Raw genomic sequence first — 19,632 nt, 5'->3', positions numbered from 1 at the left:
TTTATTTTAATAAAGAGCAAAAAAAGGATGTTTTTCTCTAAATTTTTACCATTGAATATTTTGAATAAAGTTCATAAAATAAACTTGTAAGCGTTTTAAAAGATTAGGAAGTATGTATCTTGAAAGTTGAATAGAAATTTATTTATGAAGAAAATAAATATGATTTTTTTGCTTTTGATCACCGTTTCCGAGTAGAGCTTAACAAGTAGCAGCAAATCGTTCATTTAATGAAATAAAGAAATAGATAGGAGTAGAGAAAAATGTACATCGGTGTCGATTATTACCCTGAACATTGGCCAGAGAATATGATAGAAGAAGATATCCAAGGCATTAAAGAGCTAGGATCAAACATGGTAAGAATAGGAGAGTTTGCTTGGCATCTAATGGAGCCTAAAGAAGGTGAATATGACTTTTCCTTTTTTGATAGCGTTATCAATAAGCTTAAAAAACAGAATATTGATGTTATGTTTGGTACGCCTACCGCCACTTTTCCGGCTTGGCTTGCGAAGCAGCATCCTTCTATTTTATCGAAAGATGAAAACGGGGCGGTCAGAGCCTTTGGAGGAAGACGTCAATATTGTTTTAATTCGCCTCTTTATCGGAAGTATAGCGCTCAGATTACAGAACAACTCGTAAAGCACTACTGCTCAGAAGAAGCAATCGTAGCATGGCAAGTTGACAATGAATTCGGCCATGAAGGCAGTGACATGTGTTACTGCGAACAATGTCATAAAGAGTTTCAGCAGTTTTTGGAAAGAAAATATAAAGATATCAATGAGCTAAATGAAAAGTATGGCACTATTTTCTGGGGACAAACATATAACGAGTTTACTGAAGTGCCTATGCCCGTAAAAACAATTACGACACACAGCCCTTCGCTAAAGCTTGACTGGGCGCGCTTTCGTTCTTTTTCGTTAAACAGATACGCTCACGAACAAACGGCGATTGTGAAGAAATATAAAGGTGATCACCAGCTGTTGACAACGAACGTATCAGGGGGCTTTTTTGATAAATGGTTTGATCATGAAGAAAATCTAGAAGTAATGGACTTTGTATCTTATGACAATTATCCGGTATGGGGCGGTCAAACAGAGCCCATTACCCCGGCTCATATTGCACTAGGGCATGATTTTAATAGAGGTTTGCTACATAAAAACTTCTGGATTGTAGAGGAATTAATGGGCGCCCAAGGTCATGATATCATCGGTTATCTTCCGCGACCTAACCAAGCAAAAATGTGGTCTTATCAGGCGTTTGCTCATGGATGTACGAATATGCTGTATTTCCGTTGGCGCGGAATGACAAGAGGAGCCGAGCAGTACTGCTATGGAGTTGTAGGTCACGATAATCATTATGGAAGACGCTACAAAGAAGTTCAGTCGTTATTTAGTGAAATCGTTCATTACGAACATGTACTGAAGTCTGATATTAAATCGGATATTGCCGTTTTATATGACTATGAAAATATATGGTCATGGCGCTTTCAGCAGCAAAGTGAAGGATTTGACTTTACGCAAGAGCTGCTTCGAGGATATACACCGTTTTATAAGTTGAATACACCTATTGATGTTATTCCTGCTTCGAGAGATTTTTCAAGCTATAAAGTACTGGTTGTTCCGGCTTTGCAGATCATTGATGAAGAACTAGGTAAAAGATTTACTGAATTTACTGAAAACGGCGGCGTCATCATTTTTACGTTTAGAACCGGCATTAAAGACAAACAAAATAATATTCACTTTAAACAGACGCTGCCCGGATATGTAAAAGAAATAACGGGAATTGAAATTCAGGAAGTCGAAGCACTGTCTTCTACTCAAAAAGCAGCTATTAAAGGGGTAGGACCGTATGAAGGAGAGCAGTCAAGTGCGTCCGTCTGGAGAGACATTGTCACACCTGTAACAGCTGAAGTGCTGTATGAGTATGATGATCCATTTTATAGTCAAGCCGCTGTAACAAAAAATCAGTTTGGTCGCGGAACGGTTTATTATGTAGGCTGTGGAATTGAAGGGCAAACGTTTGAAAAAATTGCGCTTGATATTGTAAAACAGCAGCATATTGAGCATACGGAAAGTGAAGAGGGGATTGAAGTATATCCTCGCAAGCTTGGAGAGAAAAGTTATTACTTCCTTATGAACCATACGCCAGAAGTAAAAGTATTTAAAGATATTGTTCTGCAGCCTTACGAAAGTCGAGTTGTAGAAAACATGTAGTAGCAACAGGAGACTAAAATCTCATAAAGCAATGAGATTCTAGCCACTTATAATATGATATGAAAGCGTTTTATAGGAGAAGGGAGTTAGGGTATATGAGCATGGGGGTACAGTCAAAAGTTTCTCTGAAAACCGTACTATCATATGGAATGGGAAGCTTTGGAAACAATATTATTTATGCATTAACAAGTACATATTTAATGATTTTTTATACGGACAGCGTAGGATTAAATGCCGCAGCTGTAGGAACTTTATTTCTTATTGCTAGGATATGGGATGGGATTGCAGACATTATTATCGGAATGATTGTTGATAATACAGAAACGAGATTTGGTAAGTTTAGGCCTTATCTTTTAATAGGCGGATTTTTTGCAGCTGTTGCTACAGTCGCGTGTTTTATTAGTCCTGATCTTTCTCATACAGGAAAATTAATTTACGCTTATATCACCTATATCGCATGGGGAACAAGCTTTGCTATTATGGATATTCCCTACTGGTCGCTTTCAGCAACGATTACACAAGATGTAAAAGAACGAAATAAAGTAGTGGCGTTTCCTAGAACCATTGCAGCAGTAGGGTCTTTATTTGCTAGTTTATTAACTCTTCCACTAGCTCATTATTTTGGGAACTGGTTTATGCTGAGTCTTATTTATGCGTGTATCTTAATGATTACAATGATTATTACATTTTCAGGAGTAAAAGAAAACTATACCGTAAAAAGACAGGAAAAGCAGACGCCAAAAGCAGTTTGGAACTTATTTATTCAAAATAAACCGTTGCGTTATCTAATTTTCTCGATGCTTTTAGTTGAAACGATTTTAACAATTCGCACTACGTTTTCTATTTACTATTTTAAATACAATTTAAATGCAGAGAATATCGCGTCTCTTTATTTAACCTTATTTTTCACAGCACAAATTGTAGGAGCGATCGCGTCTCCTTTCATTTCAAATAAATTTGGAAAGAAACGCGCAGCAATAGGGGGAATTGCCCTAAATGCTGTAGCTACTCTTACAATGTTTGCAACCGGTTTTCACGTTATGCCGGTGATGATTTTAAGTTTTTTAGCTTCTTTCGGCGGTGGAGTTAGCAACATTGCTCAAACATCTATGCTCGCTGACTGTGTAGAATACGGCGAATGGAAAACAGGGAACCGAGCGGAAGGAATGGTGTTTTCTACGAATATTTTCAAAACAAAGGTTGCTTCAGCAGTGGGTGGAGCAGTAGGCGGGTACATCCTTTCAGCGGTAGGGTATGTGCCAAATCAAATTCAGTCACACAGCACACTCATTTGGATTGCTTTAATCTTTACGATCATTCCAGGCATCCTTTGCTTGTTATCACTTGTCCCACTCGTAAAATATGAGTTGACGGAAAAGAGATATTTAGAAATTTTACAAGATATGAAAAAGCGCTCAAGCCGCATAAAAGAAAAACCGGCTATGAAAGTGTCTAGCTAATTCAAATCAGCACAAGCATTGTACACAAAAACAACAAGAAAAAAAGACTGCATTTTCTCAGCTCCTCTTGCTATGATGTCAGGTAGACAGATATCAGTGTAAAGAGGAGTTTTGTTTATGTTTATTAATTTTTCAAAAGAAGACAAAGATAAAATGCTGAATGAAATTCAAACGTTTTTTTATAACGAACGAGATGAAGAAATCAGTGAATTTGCAGCGGAAAATGTATTAGAGTTTATTAAAGAACATATCGGTCCCCACTTTTATAACCAAGCAATTAAAGATGCAGAAGATATTATGAACCAAGTCATGCTTTCTGCAGAAGAAAATTTACATGCATTAAAAAAACCGATTGAAAAGTAGTTCAAAAAAGAAAATATGAAGTAGAACAAAAGCGCTTTATGTACAAAAACATACAGCGCTTTTGTTTGTCTATGAAACAAATTATTTGTTCGCATAAGTGATATATGATACATTCGTTTTAAGATAATATTAACGTTAACGTAAAGGTTATATTTGGAGTGTTTTAATTTAACTCGACGAGGGCATAACTTCAGCAAGCAGGGACATAATGAGGTAATTATAAGAGGAAAGAAGGGACTATACGTGAGCAACATTACGAAAGATCAGCTAACAAAATCTATTGTGAAAGCAAATGAAAATCGTTTAACAGATAATAGTGATTTTGATATTTATCAAGAGCTGGAAAATGTGCTTCAAGGAGTCGGCTTATCAGCAAAAGACAGCGGAGGAAACATTACGTTTTACGGAGAAGATCCGATTGTTCCTAGTACGCTGCGCCTTGCCTCAGCAGCAGCCATTGCACTAGTTGCTAAATCAGTAGCAGTCTCAAAAATTTGGAGAATACGCGGAGGAAAAGGTCAAGATATTCATATGGATTTACGAAAAGCGATCCGAAGATTATCACCTTTTTACGATAAAAAATGGGAAAAGCTTAATGGGTACGCACCAAGTAAAGCAAATGATCCATATAACCCATTAGGCTTTCGCTTTTATCAAACAAAAGATGACAAATGGGTGATGCCGCTGAATCCATATCCACGCTCTAAGCATGAAACGCTAAAGTTGTTAAATTGTATAGAAGACCCTGATGCAGTGGCAAAAGCAATTCGCGGTTGGAATGCAGAAGAATTAGAGAAAGCTGCAGCGGAGCGAGGAGTTATCATGCCTGTTGTGCGGACAATTGAAGAGTTTATGAATGAGTCCGTGTATGAAGAAATAGCGCAGCTTCCTTTAATTGAAATTGAAAAGATTGGAGAAAGTGAGCCGATTCCTTTTTCAAAGAATCCTAAAACGCCGCTAGATGGTGTTCGAGCATTAGGCCTTGGTCATGTTATTGCAGGAGCAGGATTTGGTAGAGCGCTCGCTTTACACGGTGCGGACGTGTTAAATATTTGGAAGCCAACGGATTGGGAGCATGATACGATTTACGCTACGTCTAATGTCGGTATGCGCTCTTCAACGCTAGATATTGGTGAAAAAGAAGGAAAAGAAAAAATGGTTGAACTTCTAAAAGAAGCCGATATCTTTTTTGCGAACCGTCGATACGGATTTCTAGAGAGATACGGTCTAACCGCTGAAGAGTGTGCAGAACTAAAACCAGGAATCATCCACTGCACCGTTAACCTGCATGGAACGCAAGGAGAGTGGGCAAAAAGAAATGGATTTGACCAAACAGCGGGAAGCGTAACGGGAGTCATGGCGTTAGAAGGATCGCCAGAAAATCCTAAGCTGCCTCCTATTGTAGTTGTCAATGATTATGCGGTTTCTTGGCTGCTTGAAGTCGGTGCTTTAATGGCACTGGAAAGAAGAGCAAAAGAAGGAGGCAGCTACCGCGTGCGTGTATCATTGGATCACGTATCTTTATGGATTTTATCAATGGGCATTTATGACAAAGCATATGCTCATCAAACAGCTGGTTCATCAGAAAAGCACGAGTACATTGCACCGGATCTCTTTACAGCCCAAACACCTTTAGGATTGTACCAAGGGCTTACAGAACAAATCGAAATGTCCGAAACTCCAGGGGAATATAAGACGGTTCTGGTTCCTCGAGGTTCTTCATGTCCAGAGTGGTTGTGATATCAAGAGGCTGAGACAAAAGTATTTTAGTTGAAGGAAAATCCGAACGATGAATCGAGATTCTTGATAAAGGATCTAACTCGTTCGGGTTTTTTCATGGTGATGGTGAACGTGGATTTTGTATCTTCTGTTGCTTCTAGCTGTTGATTGGAGGGCAAGGCGAAGACGCCCGCGGAAAGCAAAGCCCTGCACGGAAATCAATTCAATTCGCTCGCCTTTGGATTAAAATGATTTAGTTATGTCCAAACCTCATTATGAGAAGCACATTTAAAATGAAAAATAAGAAAAAATATTTGAATAATTATATGATTTCTTATATAATAGCGAAAAGGATGAGGAGTTGACTTGTAATGGAAAACTATACGTCCCGCAAAATGACACAAGAAGAAGTAAAAGTATCAGACGCGACAGCAGCTCAACTAGTGCTAAACAAATCTCTTCGTGACTTTAAAAAAGCACAGCTTTTACTGCAAATTGATCAGTCTTTAGAAAAAAGAGATAAAGAAACTTTTTTACGTTTAACTGAAGAGTTAAAAGAAGTTTGTTAAATAACCTACTAACATAAACGATCAGCCTTTGCTTCTAGTGAGCAAAGGCTTTTTATATGGAAAAAAACGGATAAATGTTTTGTTTTTTCTGAAAGCGGTAAAAGTATAGTATGGGTGATAAAGCAAAAATCAAGAAGTCTCTTACTTTATTATTTTTTGCTTTATCATCTACAGCATCTAGATGGCATCGCATCACGAAAGAACAAAAAGAGAGAGGGTTCTTTATATGTATAACAAAATCTTAGTCGCCTTTGACGGTTCGGCACCTTCTATTCGTGCTATTCAACATGCAAGTAAACTAGCTAAAAGCGTAAATGCTAATAAGCTGACAATTGTACATATTAAGGAAAGAATTCACTTGCAGCAGCCTGTTTTTAGCGTTGACTTAGACGCACTGATAGAAGAAGAAAACCGCGATATTTTATCTGAAGCTCATAATCATTTAACTCAATCAGGTATTCCATATGAGGCATACGGTTTAGAGGGCACCGCTTCAAAGAAAATTATCGAATACGCACATGACAATCAACAAGACGTCATTATAATAGGAAGTCAAGGAAAGGGCTTTGTTAAAGAGACATTTTTAGGAAGTGTAAGTCACGAAGTTGCTCAATCTGCAGAATGTCCTGTTATCATTGTTAAATAAAAAGCATGTTCTCCCTGGAGAACATGCTTTTTATTATGAGTTAATTTGTGTCACCTTTAAATCGTCTAGTGCTTTAGCTGGTTGGGAATTTTTAATACGGTAAAAACGCAGGAGTTCTCTACGCAATACACTACTTTTATTAGAAGCTTTAAGAAAATGAAAAAAATACATGTCTAAATAACTAATAAGACGAGATAAGAACTAGAAAAAGATATAGCTGTAAAGCCTTACACTTCCATAAGTTATCTCTAAATTCGATAAATTAGCATATATACCGCTTGATTTACTTCTGTTATCCTTTTGTTTGCAGAAAAACTTATAGTGTTAGACGCACAGGGGTATAAAAGTTTTCGCTCTTTTGAGTATATGACTTTTTACAAAAACAACGCGATCTCCACTCTTTTTTCTACTAGCAAACTAAAAAGTGTAGAGAAAGTGATAAAAATACGTAGAGGATACAAAAACAGAGGTAGAAACGTTTTTTCCTTTACATCATAGCTAAAAAGGATAGAAAGCAGGTATGCATGTGCAAACAACACGATTCAACAAAAAGAACAGGCGAGGTGAGAAGACGGCTGGTTCGCACACGGACAAAAGTAAGAAAAAATTCATTTTTGAGACTAGTTCTTTAAAACGATGGCATATTATTATAAGTCTATTTATACTCGTAATTATTTTTACTCTTTTTTCAGCTTTCGTTTCAGGCTTAAGCCTTCACTTTAATCCGATCTTGCCAACATGGGGGACTGAAGAAAAGAATGAATTTTCGACTATTTATCCGTCCGATAATGATAGCGGCCAGCTCGCTTCTTTTTCAGAAGATAAGTCTCATAAAAAGTTTTTAGAAAACCGGATTGTGAACAAAAATGATGTTTATGCGTTCTATGTTAATTGGGATAAAAATAGTGAACGTTCATTAAAAAATAATATTGACCAAATTGACGTTCTTGTACCTCAATGGTTTTCATTAAATTCGAACTTGGAATTAAAAAGCAGTGTTCAAAAAGATATCGGAGATTTTGCTAAAAAGCATCATACAAAGGTTTTACCGCTGCTCACAAACGAGTCAAATGGAAAATGGGATGAGCAAACGGTTCACCGCTTGCTGCAATCTCCTCAGGAACAATTCAAACTCATACATAATTTACATCATCAAATTAAAGAGAATGGATATGATGGAGTAAATATAGATTTTGAAAATATCAAAAGCAGCGACAGAGAGTTACTAACAGATTTTATGAAGAAACTTTATACAGCCTTCCATGAAGATGGCTTAATGGTAACTATGGATGTGCCTCCAGCTAATAAAGCATTCGATTATAGGGGTTTAGAACAGTACAATGACCGTATGATTTTAATGATGTACGACGAGCACTTTCAAAGCCCAGGTCCTATTGCTTCATTTTCTTGGTATCAAAACAATTTATCAAAATCGTTAAAAGATAAGATGATTGTTAGTCTTGGAAACTATGGATATGACTGGGATGAAAAAAGCAAGCAAGGAGGAGAGGTTGTATCATTTGAAGACGTCATGCGAATGGCTCAAAAAGCCCACTTGAATGTTGAGTGGGATGATGAAAGCAAAACGCCGTATGTAAATTATAAAGACGGAACGGGTACGCATGAGCTATGGTTTTTGGACAGCGTGACATTTTATAACCAGTGGAAAGCTGCTTCATCAAGCGGTGCCAAAGGAGTTGCTTTATGGAGACTGGGAACGGAAGACCCGTCTGTGTGGGATGTAGTAAAAGGACATAAAGTAAGTGAGATTCAGACTGTTAAAAATGGAGAAATTGCTTACAATTATGGAGAAGGAAGCATACTTCATGCAAAAACAGAGGCTTCTCCAGGAGAAAGACGTTTTGCATTTGATTCGAAAGGATTTATTTCAGGGGAAGAGTACACAGCAATGCCGCAAGCTCCTGAGATTGAGCGGTTAAGCAAAATATTTAACAAAGAAATTGTTTTGACATTTGATGATGGGCCAGATCCTAAATACACAGAGAAAATTTTAAAAATTTTAAAAGCTCACAATGTAAAAGCTACTTTCTTTATGATTGGTGAAAATGCAGTATTTCATCAAGATATTGTTAAACAAGTATATGAAGATGGTCATGAAATTGGAAATCATACGTTTTCACACCCAAATACAATCAATATTTCTAAAAATCAGCTAAAGTATGAAGTAAATGCAACAGAACGAGTCATTCAAGGTATAACTGGTCATTCATCTATTTTATATCGTCCTCCGTATGGAGATAATCAAAGCACTTATAATGGTTACGATGAAACGGTATATGACCCAGCTTCATTTCAAAAAATGGCGGATACGACGAACATGGGATATATAACGGTTAACTACGATATTGATTCGAGTGACTGGAAAGCCAAAAATAGTAAAGAAATTGTAAACCGTGTGATAAAGCAAGCAGAGAACGGTGATATTATCTTACTTCATGATGGAGGAGGAAACCGAGAAGCAACAGTAGAAGCACTGCCTCAAATCATTGAAAAGCTTCAGGCGCAAGGATATACATTTGTAACAGCAGGTAATTTGACTAACAAAAGCAGGGAAAGTACAATGCCAGCTGTTTTAAAAGCAGAGAATCCGATTATTCAAAACATCAAATTGATTCTAGCGAATATTGCTGCACTGCATACTGTTTTTTTCGTTTTGTTTTATGGAACATTAATTGTATTTACACTGCGTTTGCTTATTGTATTTTATCTCGCTCTTAAACATAAAAGAAAAGCGGATAAACTGCAGTTTGATGCTTCATATCAGCCTTTAGTCAGCGTAGTCATCGCCGCCTACAACGAAGAGAATGTCATAAACAGGACAATTAAATCGGTGTTGAAGAGTTCCTATCAAAATCTTGAGATTATTATGGTTGATGATGGTTCAACAGATGGGACGTCAAAGGCTGTTACTGAAGCTTTTAAAAACAATGACAAGTTTCGTCTTCTTCGAAAGAAAAATGGAGGAAAGGCTGAGGCGGTCAATTTGGGTATCCAAAAAGCACAAGGAGATATTATTGTGTCAATTGATGCCGATACCATTATTTCACCTGAAGCTATATCGCTTATGGTAAGACACTTTAACGACGAAAAAGTAGGAGCAGTATCTGGGAACATCAAAGTGGGAAATGTCCGTAATTTATTAACAACATGGCAGCATATTGAATATGTTTCAGGTTTTAATTTAGAGAAACGTGCTTTTTCCATGCTTAATTGCGTGACGGTTGTTCCAGGCGCAATAGGAGCATGGCGAAAAAAACTTGTTCAAGAATTAGGGTATTTTACGGCCGATACATTAGCTGAAGATACAGACATGTCTCTGCGCATATTGCGCAGCGGTTATAAAATTTCAATTGAAGAGAAAGCAAGTGCATATACAGAAGCACCGGAAAAGCGTAAAGATTTTCTCAAACAGCGCCATCGCTGGAACTTTGGGACTTTACAGTGCTTATGGAAGCACAAAAGAGCTTTTGGAGGGCGCAAGCATAAAGCATTAGGTTTTATGGCTCTTCCTAATATGCTGCTGTTTCAATTCATTTTTCCTTTATTTGCACCATTTTTAGACCTTTTATTTGTTTTGAGGCTATGTACTGGAGATCTGAAACATTCGTCTCTTCTATACGGGTGCTACTTTATTGTTGATTTTCTTGTTTGCTTAGTGGCCTTTAGATTAGAGCGAATAAGCAGTAAACCATTGATTGCTCTAGTGATACAAAGAATTGTGTATCGCTACTTATTACTATGGGTAGCTTGGAAGGCAGTTTTAGCTGCATTAAAAGGAACAAAAGTAGGGTGGAACAAATTAAAACGCTCCGGAAACTTGCAGGTAACACGAGACAGTTCAACTGAGAGAACTGGGTGAAATTGCACTATTTAACGAGGTTAATTAGCTTTTGCTGATTAACCTTTTTTATTAGAAAAACAGTAAAGAGTTCGCTTAATAATGATAGTTAAAAGAACCTTCATTTTTACGCGTATCCATAGGGATCATTCACATCCCTTTTTTGTTCATTAAAATGCTGTTCTGCGTACGTACGTATCCGTTCCTTCTACCTATGGTAAAATGTCAGAGAATAACGCTTATTTGACCAATTCAGTACAGTTGTATCAACAGAGGAAGCTTCTTCTTAGAAAACTTTTCATAGTATAAAGATAATTATTTTGTGGCGTATTTGTATTCTGCACAGTTTCTTCAATTATTACTTTTATAATGAAAGCAAAGGATGTGAATAAATGAATCGAATTTCTATTAAGCTCGGACTCTTATTTTTAATGTTCATTTTACTAATTGAAGCGGCTCTCTTTTTTTACTTATATAGCGGTCTTGCCAACACACGAATTTCGGAGGAATTAGAAAGTTTGCGTTTAAGAGGAAACAGTCACCGGGAAGTATTAGAGAAGCATCATGATTCGGCTACGCTTAACCATGTTGCACTGATGGAATCTGAAGCAGAAACTGATGTTGTCATAACAGATAAAACAGGAAAAATTATCAGTTCGTCTAGGCCTTTAATTCAAGGTGCAAGAAAAGCAGTAGAAAAATGGAAAGGAAAGTCTCTTACATACAAAGGTGAAATTATGCAAGGCGACTGGAAAAGCAAACCTTATATCGCCACAGCATCACCTATTGAAAAAGGCCGTCAGCAGTTCGGAACGGTTTATATGTTCAAAAACACAAATGATATTCACGAAATGATTGCGAGACTACAGCATCATTTTTACGTAGCGGGAGCTGTTTCCATTTTATTTTCGATTGTGACTATTTTTGCTCTGTCTAAATTTATAACCGCTCCTTTAATCAAGATGAAAAAAGCAACAGAGAAGCTGAGTCAAGGGGATTTGTCTGTAAAGCTTGGTGCTCATTCAAGAGATGAACTTGGACAATTAGGAATGTCCATTCAGTCGCTAGCAAATGAGCTGCAGCGGTTACGAAAAGAGAGAAATGAATTTTTAAGCAGCATTTCACATGAACTTCAGACTCCTTTGATGTATTTAAAGGGATATGCAGACGTTGCGAGAAGGCCTGCTAATACACCGCAAGAACGTGATAAATATCTTGCTATTGTGGAAGAAGAAGCGGAAAGAATTTCACAGTTAGTCAAAGATTTGTTTCAGCTGGCGCAGCTGGATCAGCATACGTTTTTTATTCAAAAACAAAAAGTAGAACTGGCTACGTATTTGCACACCATATGCGCGCATTTTCATTTAGCTTTAAAAGAAAAAGAGATGGAGCTTGACATAAGCTGCCCTCAAAGTCTTTACATTTCACTAGATCCTGAAAGATTTCAGCAAGTGATTATCAATTTACTTGATAACGCAATGAAATATTCAAAAGAAGGAACTAAAATTGAGGTAATTGTAAAAAAATCAGTTGAATCATTGACAATAACCCTTAAAGATCAAGGAATAGGCATTCCAGAACAAGATCTGCCTTACGTATTTGACAAGCTGTATCGAGTAGAAAAATCTCGCTCGAGAAAAAGCGGAGGATACGGATTAGGCTTATCAATTGTAAAAGAGATTGTAGAAGCTCATGGAGGAGAAATAACAATCATAAGCGAGATGGGAAAAGGAACGGCTGTAGAGATTGCATTAAGAGAGGATGGATAGGATGGCCACTATTTTATTAGTAGATGATGAAGCAAGGATGCTGGATTTACTAGAGCTTTATCTGCTGCCAAACGGATTTACATGTATAAAATTTGAAAAAGGCACAGAAGCGCTGCGCTATCTTTATGAAGGTAACAAAGCAGATTTGATGTTATTAGATATTATGATGCCAAGCGAAGATGGGTGGGAGATTTGTCAAAAAGTAAGAAAAATGTCTGATCTACCGGTCATTATGCTCACAGCCCGCAGCCAAACGTTAGATGTAGTAAAAGGATTAAATATAGGGGCAGACGACTATATTACTAAACCGTTTAGCGAAGAAGAATTGGTTGCACGCATCGGCGCGGTTCTTAGACGTTCTTTAAAAGAAAAGAATGAAATCACCTATAAAGGCTTAGTATGGAGCAAGGAAGGCCACGTATTACAATATAAAAATCAGTACATTCAAGTGACCCCTAAAGAGTTTGAATTAGTGGGATTACTTCTTCAGCATTTAAATCGTGTGTTCAGCCGGGACGACTTGCTTGTGTTAGTGTGGGGATATGAGGCTGAGATTGGAGATCGGACTATTGACTCCCATGTGCGAAATGTTCGGGATAAGCTTAGAAAAGCGGGTTTTCCTGTAGACGAATACCTGCAAACCGTATGGGGAATAGGCTATAAGTGGGTTGATGTTAGTTGAAAATGATATGAGCATAGCTATCGAAATTGGTGGAAAGATAAAGTAAGCGACCTTTTCCCTTTACATAGGGTAGGGGGGTATAGTATGATGAAGTCATGAAGGGAGGATGTTAGATGGTCGAAGCGAATCACATGAACAGTGAAGAAAAATGTTGTACGATAAATAGTGAAAGAAAAAGTCACCATTCTCCAGAAGTGAAAAAAAATCTAACAAGCCGATTAAATCGAATTGAAGGACAAATTCGAGGAATTAAAGGATTAATCGAAAAAGATACGTATTGTGACGACGTGATTACTCAAATCGCAGCTGCGCAGTCTGCTTTAAATAGTGTAAGTAAAATTTTGCTTGAAGGTCACTTGAAGCATTGCATTGTAGAACGTGTGCAAGATGGTGATGAAGAAGTAGTAGATGAATTATTAACAACCATTAAACGATTAATGAAATAAAGGAGATGCTAGAAATGGAAAACGTAACATTATCAGTACAAGGAATGTCTTGCGGTCATTGCGTCAAAGCTGTTGAAGGCGGTGTAGGCGAACTTAATGGCGTTAAAAGCGTAGAAGTAAGCTTAGAAGATGCAAAAGTAACAGTTGCATTTGATCCAAGTCAAGTAACGGTCGAAGATATTAAAGAGGCTATTGATGACCAAGGTTATGACGTAGCATAAACAGCATCGCGTGCGAATACCTTCGCACGCTTGATTTAGGAAAATTATATACCCCTAATAGGTATATAACAGGAGGCGAAACGTGATGAGTGACAAACAAAAAGAAGCCACCTTGCAAATTACGGGTATGACATGTGCAGCGTGTTCTAACCGAATTGAAAAAGGATTAAAAAAAATAGAAGGTGTAAAAGAAGCAAACGTAAATTTGGCTTTGGAAAGATCTACTATCATATTTGATCCGTCTAAAACAAGTCCACAGGCCTTTGAAGAAAAAATTGAAAAGCTTGGGTACGGAGTTGTAAGTGAAAAAGCCGAATTTGCTATTACGGGCATGACGTGCGCCGCTTGTTCGACTCGTATTGAAAAAGGGTTGAACAAATTAGAAGGCGTGACAAAGGCAAGTGTTAACCTTGCTTTAGAAACGGCTTCTGTTGAATACAGCCCTTCTCAAATAGCTCCGCAAGATATAACGAAGCGAGTTGAAAAGCTTGGATACGGAGCAAAGCTAAAGTCGGAAGAAAAAGAAGAAGAGCAAAGCTATAGAGAAAAAGAACTGAGTAAACAAAAAGGAAAGTTTTGGTTTTCATTTATTTTAAGCGTACCGTTATTATGGGCAATGGTTAGCCATTTTACGTTTACGTCGTTTATTCCTTTACCTCATATGCTGATGAATCCATGGGTTCAGCTTGCTTTAGCTACGCCTGTTCAATTCGTGGTAGGGAAGCAATTTTATGTAGGCGCATTTAAAGCTCTGCGTAACAAAAGTGCCAACATGGATGTTTTAGTAGCACTAGGCACAAGTGCAGCTTATTTCTACAGTCTATACTTTTCTCTTAAATCACTTGGGTCATCTGCTCATACGAATCAGCTTTACTATGAAACGAGCGCTATATTGATTACGCTGATTCTTTTAGGGAAATTATTTGAAGCAAACGCCAAAGGCCGTTCTTCAGAGGCAATTAAAAAGATGATGGGCTTACAGGCTAAAACGGCCGTTGTCATAAGAGACGGAGCGGAAGTTGAAATTCCAGTGGAAGAAGTCCAAAAAGGCGAAGTTATTTTTATTAAGCCTGGTGAAAAAGTGCCTGTAGACGGAGAGATTATTGAAGGGCAATCGGCCTTAGATGAGTCCATGCTGACAGGTGAAAGCGTACCGGTAGATAAAAACATTGGAGATAAAGTCATTGGGGCCACACTTAATAAAAATGGTTTTCTAAAAATAAAAGCTACAAACGTTGGCAGGGAGACGGCGCTTGCACAAATTATTAAAGTAGTAGAAGAAGCGCAGGGTTCTAAAGCGCCTATTCAGCGATTAGCTGATTATATCTCAGGTATATTCGTGCCAATTGTAGTCGGAATTGCACTTCTTACTTTCTTTGTTTGGTATATTTGGATTGCGCCTGGCGAATTTGCACCGGCTTTAGAAAAGCTCATTGCCGTACTAGTGATTGCATGTCCATGCGCGTTAGGCTTAGCTACTCCAACTTCCATTATGGCGGGGTCGGGCCGCGCAGCAGAATTTGGTATTTTGTTTAAAGGCGGGGAGCATTTAGAAGCAACGCATAAAATCGATACGATTCTTTTAGATAAAACGGGAACTGTTACAAATGGAACTCCCGAGTTAACCGATGTACGTATTGCACAAGACTACGAAGAAAATGAGCTATTGCAGTTAGTTGCATCGGCTGAGCGTTTGTCGGAGCATCCTCTCGCTCAAGCACTCGTAGCAGGTATAAAAAATAAAGGTATAGAGATTCAAGATCCGTTATCTTTTGAAGCTATTCCAGGGTATGGAGTGAAAGCAACTGTACAAGAGCGAGAGCTGTTAGTGGGAACAAGAAAGCTTATGAACCAACATAAAGTGAATATTGATACAGCCTTAGAAGAAATGACAAATTTAGAACGAGAAGGAAAAACGGTTATGCTCGTTGCTCTTGACGGAAAATATGCCGGCATGCTTGCTGTTGCAGATACCATTAAAGTGACTTCTAAAGAAGCAGTTTCCAGGTTAAAAGAAATGGGTTTAGAAGTGATGATGATTACAGGTGATAATCGTCAAACAGCTCAGGCTATTGCGATGCAAGCGGGTATTGAGCACGTTATAGCAGAAGTGTTGCCAGAAGGCAAAGCAGAAGAAGTAAAAAAGCTTCAGCAGCAAGGTAAAAAAGTCGCAATGGTAGGAGACGGTATTAATGATGCTCCTGCACTTGCGTTAGCTGATATTGGAATGGCCATCGGAACAGGAACGGATGTAGCGATGGAAGCCGCTGATATTACGCTGATGCGAGGAGACTTGATGAGCATTGCAGATGCGATTGAAATGAGTAGAAAAACGATTTCTAATATTAAACAAAATTTATTCTGGGCAATGGGCTACAACACGCTTGGTATTCCAATTGCAGCAGTTGGGCTGTTAGCCCCTTGGGTCGCTGGAGCCGCGATGGCCTTTAGTTCTGTATCGGTTGTATTAAATGCACTGCGATTGCAGAGAGTGAGGCTATAAGATATGAAAAAGTGGATCGTCTCAGCTATTTTGTACGTGCTCGCAGTCATAGCAGTATATGCTATGTGGGCAATATAAACTAAAAAATATTAGAGTCATCGAGTCATTCTCGGTGAAAGTGATCTAAAAGCAAAGCTGCTAAAGAATATTCTTTAGCAGCTTTGTTAGGTGCAAGGAATTTTTTTGATTCAATTCATACCCTTTAAGATGAAGGTCTTCTGGGTGTTTTTGCTGAGCAATTAGCACATCACGTCCATCATCCATAATCCAAATGAAATAATGACGGCTAGAACCATTTCCATAGGTAATGGTCATTTTGCAATCGATGCTCCCAGCAGATTCTTCATCTAAGAGAAGTTTCATATGCTGCGCTTTTTTAATACTGTTAGTGAATGCATTCATATCTTGTTCATCGATAAATGTTTTGAGCGTTTTCATTTTAATGGACGTTACTTCTATTTTTTGTACGCTAGATGAGAGAGTGGAGTGTGCGGAAGCAAAAGGAGCTCCAATCACCAAGCTAAACGCAAGTAACAGTGAGGACAGAGCAAAGCGTATTTTTAGCATGTTTCTTTCCTCCTTTTATTTTTATATTTTTTCCTTATGGTAAGTGATTCATACGAGGGCCTTTTTTAGGCACAGGAATTATTCGTGCCCAATTACCTTCATCTTCACAAAATCTGCACAAATTCTGGCTACAATAAAGAAAAGAAGAAGAGTAGGCAAAGGTAAGTTGTTTCTAATGATTAAATGATTTTTATTTTAAAGTTTATTATGTGGAAAAGAGGGACTGTTATGAAAAAACAGCTATTTATTCTTGGGGCATCTGTCATTATTGGACTAAGCGGATGCGGAAACGATTCTAGTCATGAAAAGCCTTCAGCTGACAAAAACGAATCCATGCACGATCACTCAGAGATGAATCACTCTAGTTCAGGAGAGGTTCCAAAAGGATTAAAAAAAGCAGAGAATCCAACATATAAAGTTGGAGATAAAGCCGTTATAAAAGCAGATCATATGAAAGGCATGAACGGGGCTGAAGCAACGATTGCTGGTGCTTACGACACTACGGCCTATACCGTTTCGTATACGCCAAAGACTGGCGGGAAAAAAGTAAAAAATCATAAGTGGGTTATTCAAGAAGAAATAAAAGGTGCGGGTAACGAGCAGTTAAAGCCAGGTAGCGAAGTAACGCTTGAAGCAGATCATATGAAAGGTATGAAAGGGGCAAAAGCAACGATTGATTCAGCCGAAAAAACAACGGTATACATGGTAGACTACGCACCGACTACAGGCGGAGAGAAAGTAAAAAATCACAAGTGGGTAACCGAAAGTGAACTTTCAGCCAAATAGACTGTTAGCGAAAAAAGAGGCTAGTACAAAAGTATTTTAGGTGAAGGAAGATCCGAACGATGAATCGAGATTCTTGATTGAGAATCTCGATTCATCGTTCGGATTTTTTCGTTGTTATGGTGAATGTAGGTGGTTGCTTCTAGCTGTAGTTTGGATTGATTTAGTTATGACTTAATCTCTTTTTGTTTACTTCTTGTTTTATGTTTTATCATGAGGGATTTCTTGCATGGTGGATGAAAAAAACGTATGTTTCTTTCAAAAGAAGTTGTGGTATTAAGTAGAATGCTACGGTAATAAAACGAACAAACTACTGATGAAAGGAGCTAGCTATGAGTGAACATACAGTAAAGCCAACAGGACGCACACGATGGTTCATTTCATCTTTGTTAAGCAGTATGATTATTTTAAATTATTTTGATCGTGTAGCGGTGTCAGTGGCCGCTCCTGCAATACAAGATGCATTTCACTTAACGGGAACAGAGCTCGGAATTGTCTTTTCTATTTATACGTATTCTTATACGATCATGCAAATACCTGCCGGAAGCTTGCTTGATCGGTTCGGAGTAGCATGGGTAACAAGAGTGGGTATGGTGATTTGGAGTTTATTAACGATGTCGATGGCATTTTTGCAAGGAAAACTTCTTCTCTATATCGTTCGATTTTTAATAGGAATAATGAGTGCTTCAGCTTTTCCAGCAGCGTCAAAAGCTACATCTCTATGGTTTCCTCCAAACGAAAGAAGCTTACCAAATTCTTTGTTTGATTCAGCAGCCAAATTTTCAAATGTACTTGGCGCGCCTCTTGTAGCATTTCTCATCACTAAATTTGATTGGCGCACAGCATTTTTATCCATTGGAATTATAAACGTGCTGTTTACGCTGCTGTTTTGGTTTTATTACGAAAAACCAGAAAAGCATAGACGCATATCAGATGATGAGCTGAAGTATATTCAAGAAAATAATTTAAATGCGAACGATGAACAAACATCAAAATTTTTACATACCTTAAAAGTATTATTTACGAATCGAAAAGTTTGGGGGCTAATGATTGGGTTTACAGGCTATGGATATACGTTTAATTTACTGTTAACGTGGCTGCCAACTTTTTTAAAAGAGAAATACGGTATGGATATCATGTCATCGGGTCTGCTTACGGCAGTCCCTTGGCTAATTGCTACATTTGCTGGCATTTTAGTTGGCGGTTGGCTTGTTGATTACCTCATAAAAAAAGGATATAACAGTCAAAAAGTATATCGCACGATCATTGTTGTAGGATTATGCTTAGGGTTTGTTTTTTTAGGTTCTATTTTCACCAATAGTGTTGTAGTAGCGATGATTTGTATCTCGATTGGACTGGCAGGTATATCTGCAACGGCACCAATCGGCTGGTCAATTTCTGCTGAAATTGCGCCTGCAGGCTCCATTTCTCTTCTCAGTTCTATTGTTAATTTAGCTAATAATTTGTTTGGTGGAATTATAGCTACAGCTTTAACGGGATATCTTTTGGATAAAACCGGTTCTTTTAATCTAAGCTTTATTGTAGCGGGAATTGTATTGTTGCTAGGCTTAATTTTTTATATTTATGTGTTGGGAGATATTAAACAAATTAAAATTCCAAAAAAACAACGTACGAAGTAAAACCCCATGACTCGCTATGGGTTTTTACTTTTGATTATAAATAACGACCTTGCTCATGCACTTAGTGATGTGAAAAGTCTAGTCTTCTGATCTGACGCTATTAAAAGGAGAAACAAGATGAATTTGTTTATTTGAAACATGTGCTAGGGGCTTGTTTTAAAATAGCATTGTTGGTATAGCATGTTCTTAAAAAGG

Annotated in this window: 15 protein-coding genes; 14 read left to right on the top strand and 1 reads right to left on the bottom strand. The window is 37.8% G+C overall.

Annotation, left to right across the window (positions count from 1 at the left end; genetic code table 11):
- The first annotated feature begins 260 nt into the window (after positions 1 to 260).
- From ACFX4W_RS08165 to ACFX4W_RS08110, 12 genes are all read left to right on the top strand, one after another.
- Positions 261 to 2,210 carry a beta-galactosidase gene (locus ACFX4W_RS08165; protein ID WP_043981958.1) on the top strand — a complete coding sequence of 650 codons (1,950 nt, stop codon included), beginning with the start codon at positions 261 to 263 and terminating at the stop codon, positions 2,208 to 2,210.
- A gap of 95 nt (positions 2,211 to 2,305) precedes the next feature.
- A complete protein-coding gene (locus ACFX4W_RS08160) occupies positions 2,306 to 3,670 on the top strand; it encodes a glycoside-pentoside-hexuronide (GPH):cation symporter (protein WP_043981959.1) in 1,365 nt (454 codons plus the stop codon).
- Between the two features lie 117 nt (positions 3,671 to 3,787).
- The gene (locus ACFX4W_RS08155; RefSeq protein ID WP_013082790.1) at positions 3,788 to 4,033 is read left to right on the top strand and encodes a DUF2164 domain-containing protein; all 246 of its coding nucleotides are present in this window, start codon (positions 3,788 to 3,790) and stop codon (positions 4,031 to 4,033) included.
- Between the two features lie 243 nt (positions 4,034 to 4,276).
- Positions 4,277 to 5,773, top strand: coding sequence for a CoA transferase (locus ACFX4W_RS08150; RefSeq protein ID WP_080781688.1), 1,497 nt, complete (start codon positions 4,277 to 4,279; stop codon positions 5,771 to 5,773).
- A gap of 350 nt (positions 5,774 to 6,123) precedes the next feature.
- Entirely contained in the window at positions 6,124 to 6,321 is a 198-nt protein-coding gene (locus ACFX4W_RS08145) for an IDEAL domain-containing protein (RefSeq protein WP_013056608.1), read from the top strand.
- A 226-nt stretch (positions 6,322 to 6,547) separates the two neighbouring features.
- Positions 6,548 to 6,967 (top strand): universal stress protein, encoded by a 420-nt coding sequence (locus tag ACFX4W_RS08140; RefSeq protein ID WP_043981960.1) that lies wholly within the window; start codon positions 6,548 to 6,550, stop codon positions 6,965 to 6,967.
- A gap of 526 nt (positions 6,968 to 7,493) precedes the next feature.
- A complete protein-coding gene (locus ACFX4W_RS08135) occupies positions 7,494 to 10,847 on the top strand; it encodes a trifunctional glycoside hydrolase family 18/polysaccharide deacetylase/glycosyltransferase family 2 protein (protein WP_198530651.1) in 3,354 nt (1,117 codons plus the stop codon).
- Positions 10,848 to 11,218: 371 nt separating this feature from the next.
- Positions 11,219 to 12,595 (top strand): sensor histidine kinase, encoded by a 1,377-nt coding sequence (locus tag ACFX4W_RS08130; RefSeq protein WP_043981961.1) that lies wholly within the window; start codon positions 11,219 to 11,221, stop codon positions 12,593 to 12,595.
- 1 nt (position 12,596) lies between these two features.
- Positions 12,597 to 13,277 (top strand): response regulator transcription factor, encoded by a 681-nt coding sequence (locus ACFX4W_RS08125; RefSeq protein WP_043981962.1) that lies wholly within the window; start codon positions 12,597 to 12,599, stop codon positions 13,275 to 13,277.
- Positions 13,278 to 13,390: 113 nt separating this feature from the next.
- Positions 13,391 to 13,723, top strand: a complete 333-nt coding sequence (locus ACFX4W_RS08120; protein ID WP_013056612.1) for a metal-sensitive transcriptional regulator — start codon at positions 13,391 to 13,393, stop codon at positions 13,721 to 13,723.
- 14 nt (positions 13,724 to 13,737) lie between these two features.
- A complete protein-coding gene (gene copZ, locus ACFX4W_RS08115) occupies positions 13,738 to 13,944 on the top strand; it encodes a copper chaperone CopZ (protein ID WP_013082796.1) in 207 nt (68 codons plus the stop codon).
- Between the two features lie 85 nt (positions 13,945 to 14,029).
- Positions 14,030 to 16,447, top strand: coding sequence for a heavy metal translocating P-type ATPase (locus tag ACFX4W_RS08110; RefSeq protein ID WP_043981964.1), 2,418 nt, complete (start codon positions 14,030 to 14,032; stop codon positions 16,445 to 16,447).
- Positions 16,448 to 16,585: 138 nt separating this feature from the next.
- Here the strand turns inward: ACFX4W_RS08110 and ACFX4W_RS08105 are convergent, their stop codons facing one another.
- Positions 16,586 to 17,014 (bottom strand): hypothetical protein, encoded by a 429-nt coding sequence (locus ACFX4W_RS08105; protein WP_097823663.1) that lies wholly within the window; start codon positions 17,012 to 17,014, stop codon positions 16,586 to 16,588.
- A 228-nt stretch (positions 17,015 to 17,242) separates the two neighbouring features.
- Here ACFX4W_RS08105 and ACFX4W_RS08100 point away from each other — a divergent pair, with 228 nt between their 5' ends.
- Both ACFX4W_RS08100 and ACFX4W_RS08095 read left to right on the top strand, forming a co-directional pair.
- On the top strand, positions 17,243 to 17,800 hold the full coding sequence (locus ACFX4W_RS08100; RefSeq protein ID WP_016763789.1) for a YdhK family protein: 558 nt from the start codon (positions 17,243 to 17,245) through the stop codon (positions 17,798 to 17,800).
- A gap of 329 nt (positions 17,801 to 18,129) precedes the next feature.
- On the top strand, positions 18,130 to 19,437 hold the full coding sequence (locus ACFX4W_RS08095) for an MFS transporter (protein WP_043981968.1): 1,308 nt from the start codon (positions 18,130 to 18,132) through the stop codon (positions 19,435 to 19,437).
- Positions 19,438 to 19,632: the final 195 nt, after the last annotated feature.

It is taken from the genome of Priestia sp. YIM B13489, from assembly GCF_042787645.1.
Classification (GTDB): Bacteria; Bacillota; Bacilli; order Bacillales; family Bacillaceae_H; genus Priestia; species Priestia megaterium.
Note: the sequence above shows the minus strand (reverse complement) of the source record. Positions and strands in the feature narration are given on the sequence as shown.

Coding starts and splice junctions, on each gene's coding strand:
- ACFX4W_RS08165 (WP_043981958.1), top strand. CDS start 261: ATGTACATCGGTGTCGATTATTACCCTGAACATTGGCCAGAGAATATG.
- ACFX4W_RS08160 (WP_043981959.1), top strand. CDS start 2,306: ATGAGCATGGGGGTACAGTCAAAAGTTTCTCTGAAAACCGTACTATCA.
- ACFX4W_RS08155 (WP_013082790.1), top strand. CDS start 3,788: ATGTTTATTAATTTTTCAAAAGAAGACAAAGATAAAATGCTGAATGAA.
- ACFX4W_RS08145 (WP_013056608.1), top strand. CDS start 6,124: ATGGAAAACTATACGTCCCGCAAAATGACACAAGAAGAAGTAAAAGTA.
- ACFX4W_RS08140 (WP_043981960.1), top strand. CDS start 6,548: ATGTATAACAAAATCTTAGTCGCCTTTGACGGTTCGGCACCTTCTATT.
- ACFX4W_RS08130 (WP_043981961.1), top strand. CDS start 11,219: ATGAATCGAATTTCTATTAAGCTCGGACTCTTATTTTTAATGTTCATT.
- ACFX4W_RS08125 (WP_043981962.1), top strand. CDS start 12,597: ATGGCCACTATTTTATTAGTAGATGATGAAGCAAGGATGCTGGATTTA.
- ACFX4W_RS08120 (WP_013056612.1), top strand. CDS start 13,391: ATGGTCGAAGCGAATCACATGAACAGTGAAGAAAAATGTTGTACGATA.
- copZ (WP_013082796.1), top strand. CDS start 13,738: ATGGAAAACGTAACATTATCAGTACAAGGAATGTCTTGCGGTCATTGC.
- ACFX4W_RS08110 (WP_043981964.1), top strand. CDS start 14,030: ATGAGTGACAAACAAAAAGAAGCCACCTTGCAAATTACGGGTATGACA.
- ACFX4W_RS08105 (WP_097823663.1), bottom strand. CDS start 17,014: ATGCTAAAAATACGCTTTGCTCTGTCCTCACTGTTACTTGCGTTTAGC.
- ACFX4W_RS08100 (WP_016763789.1), top strand. CDS start 17,243: ATGAAAAAACAGCTATTTATTCTTGGGGCATCTGTCATTATTGGACTA.
- ACFX4W_RS08095 (WP_043981968.1), top strand. CDS start 18,130: ATGAGTGAACATACAGTAAAGCCAACAGGACGCACACGATGGTTCATT.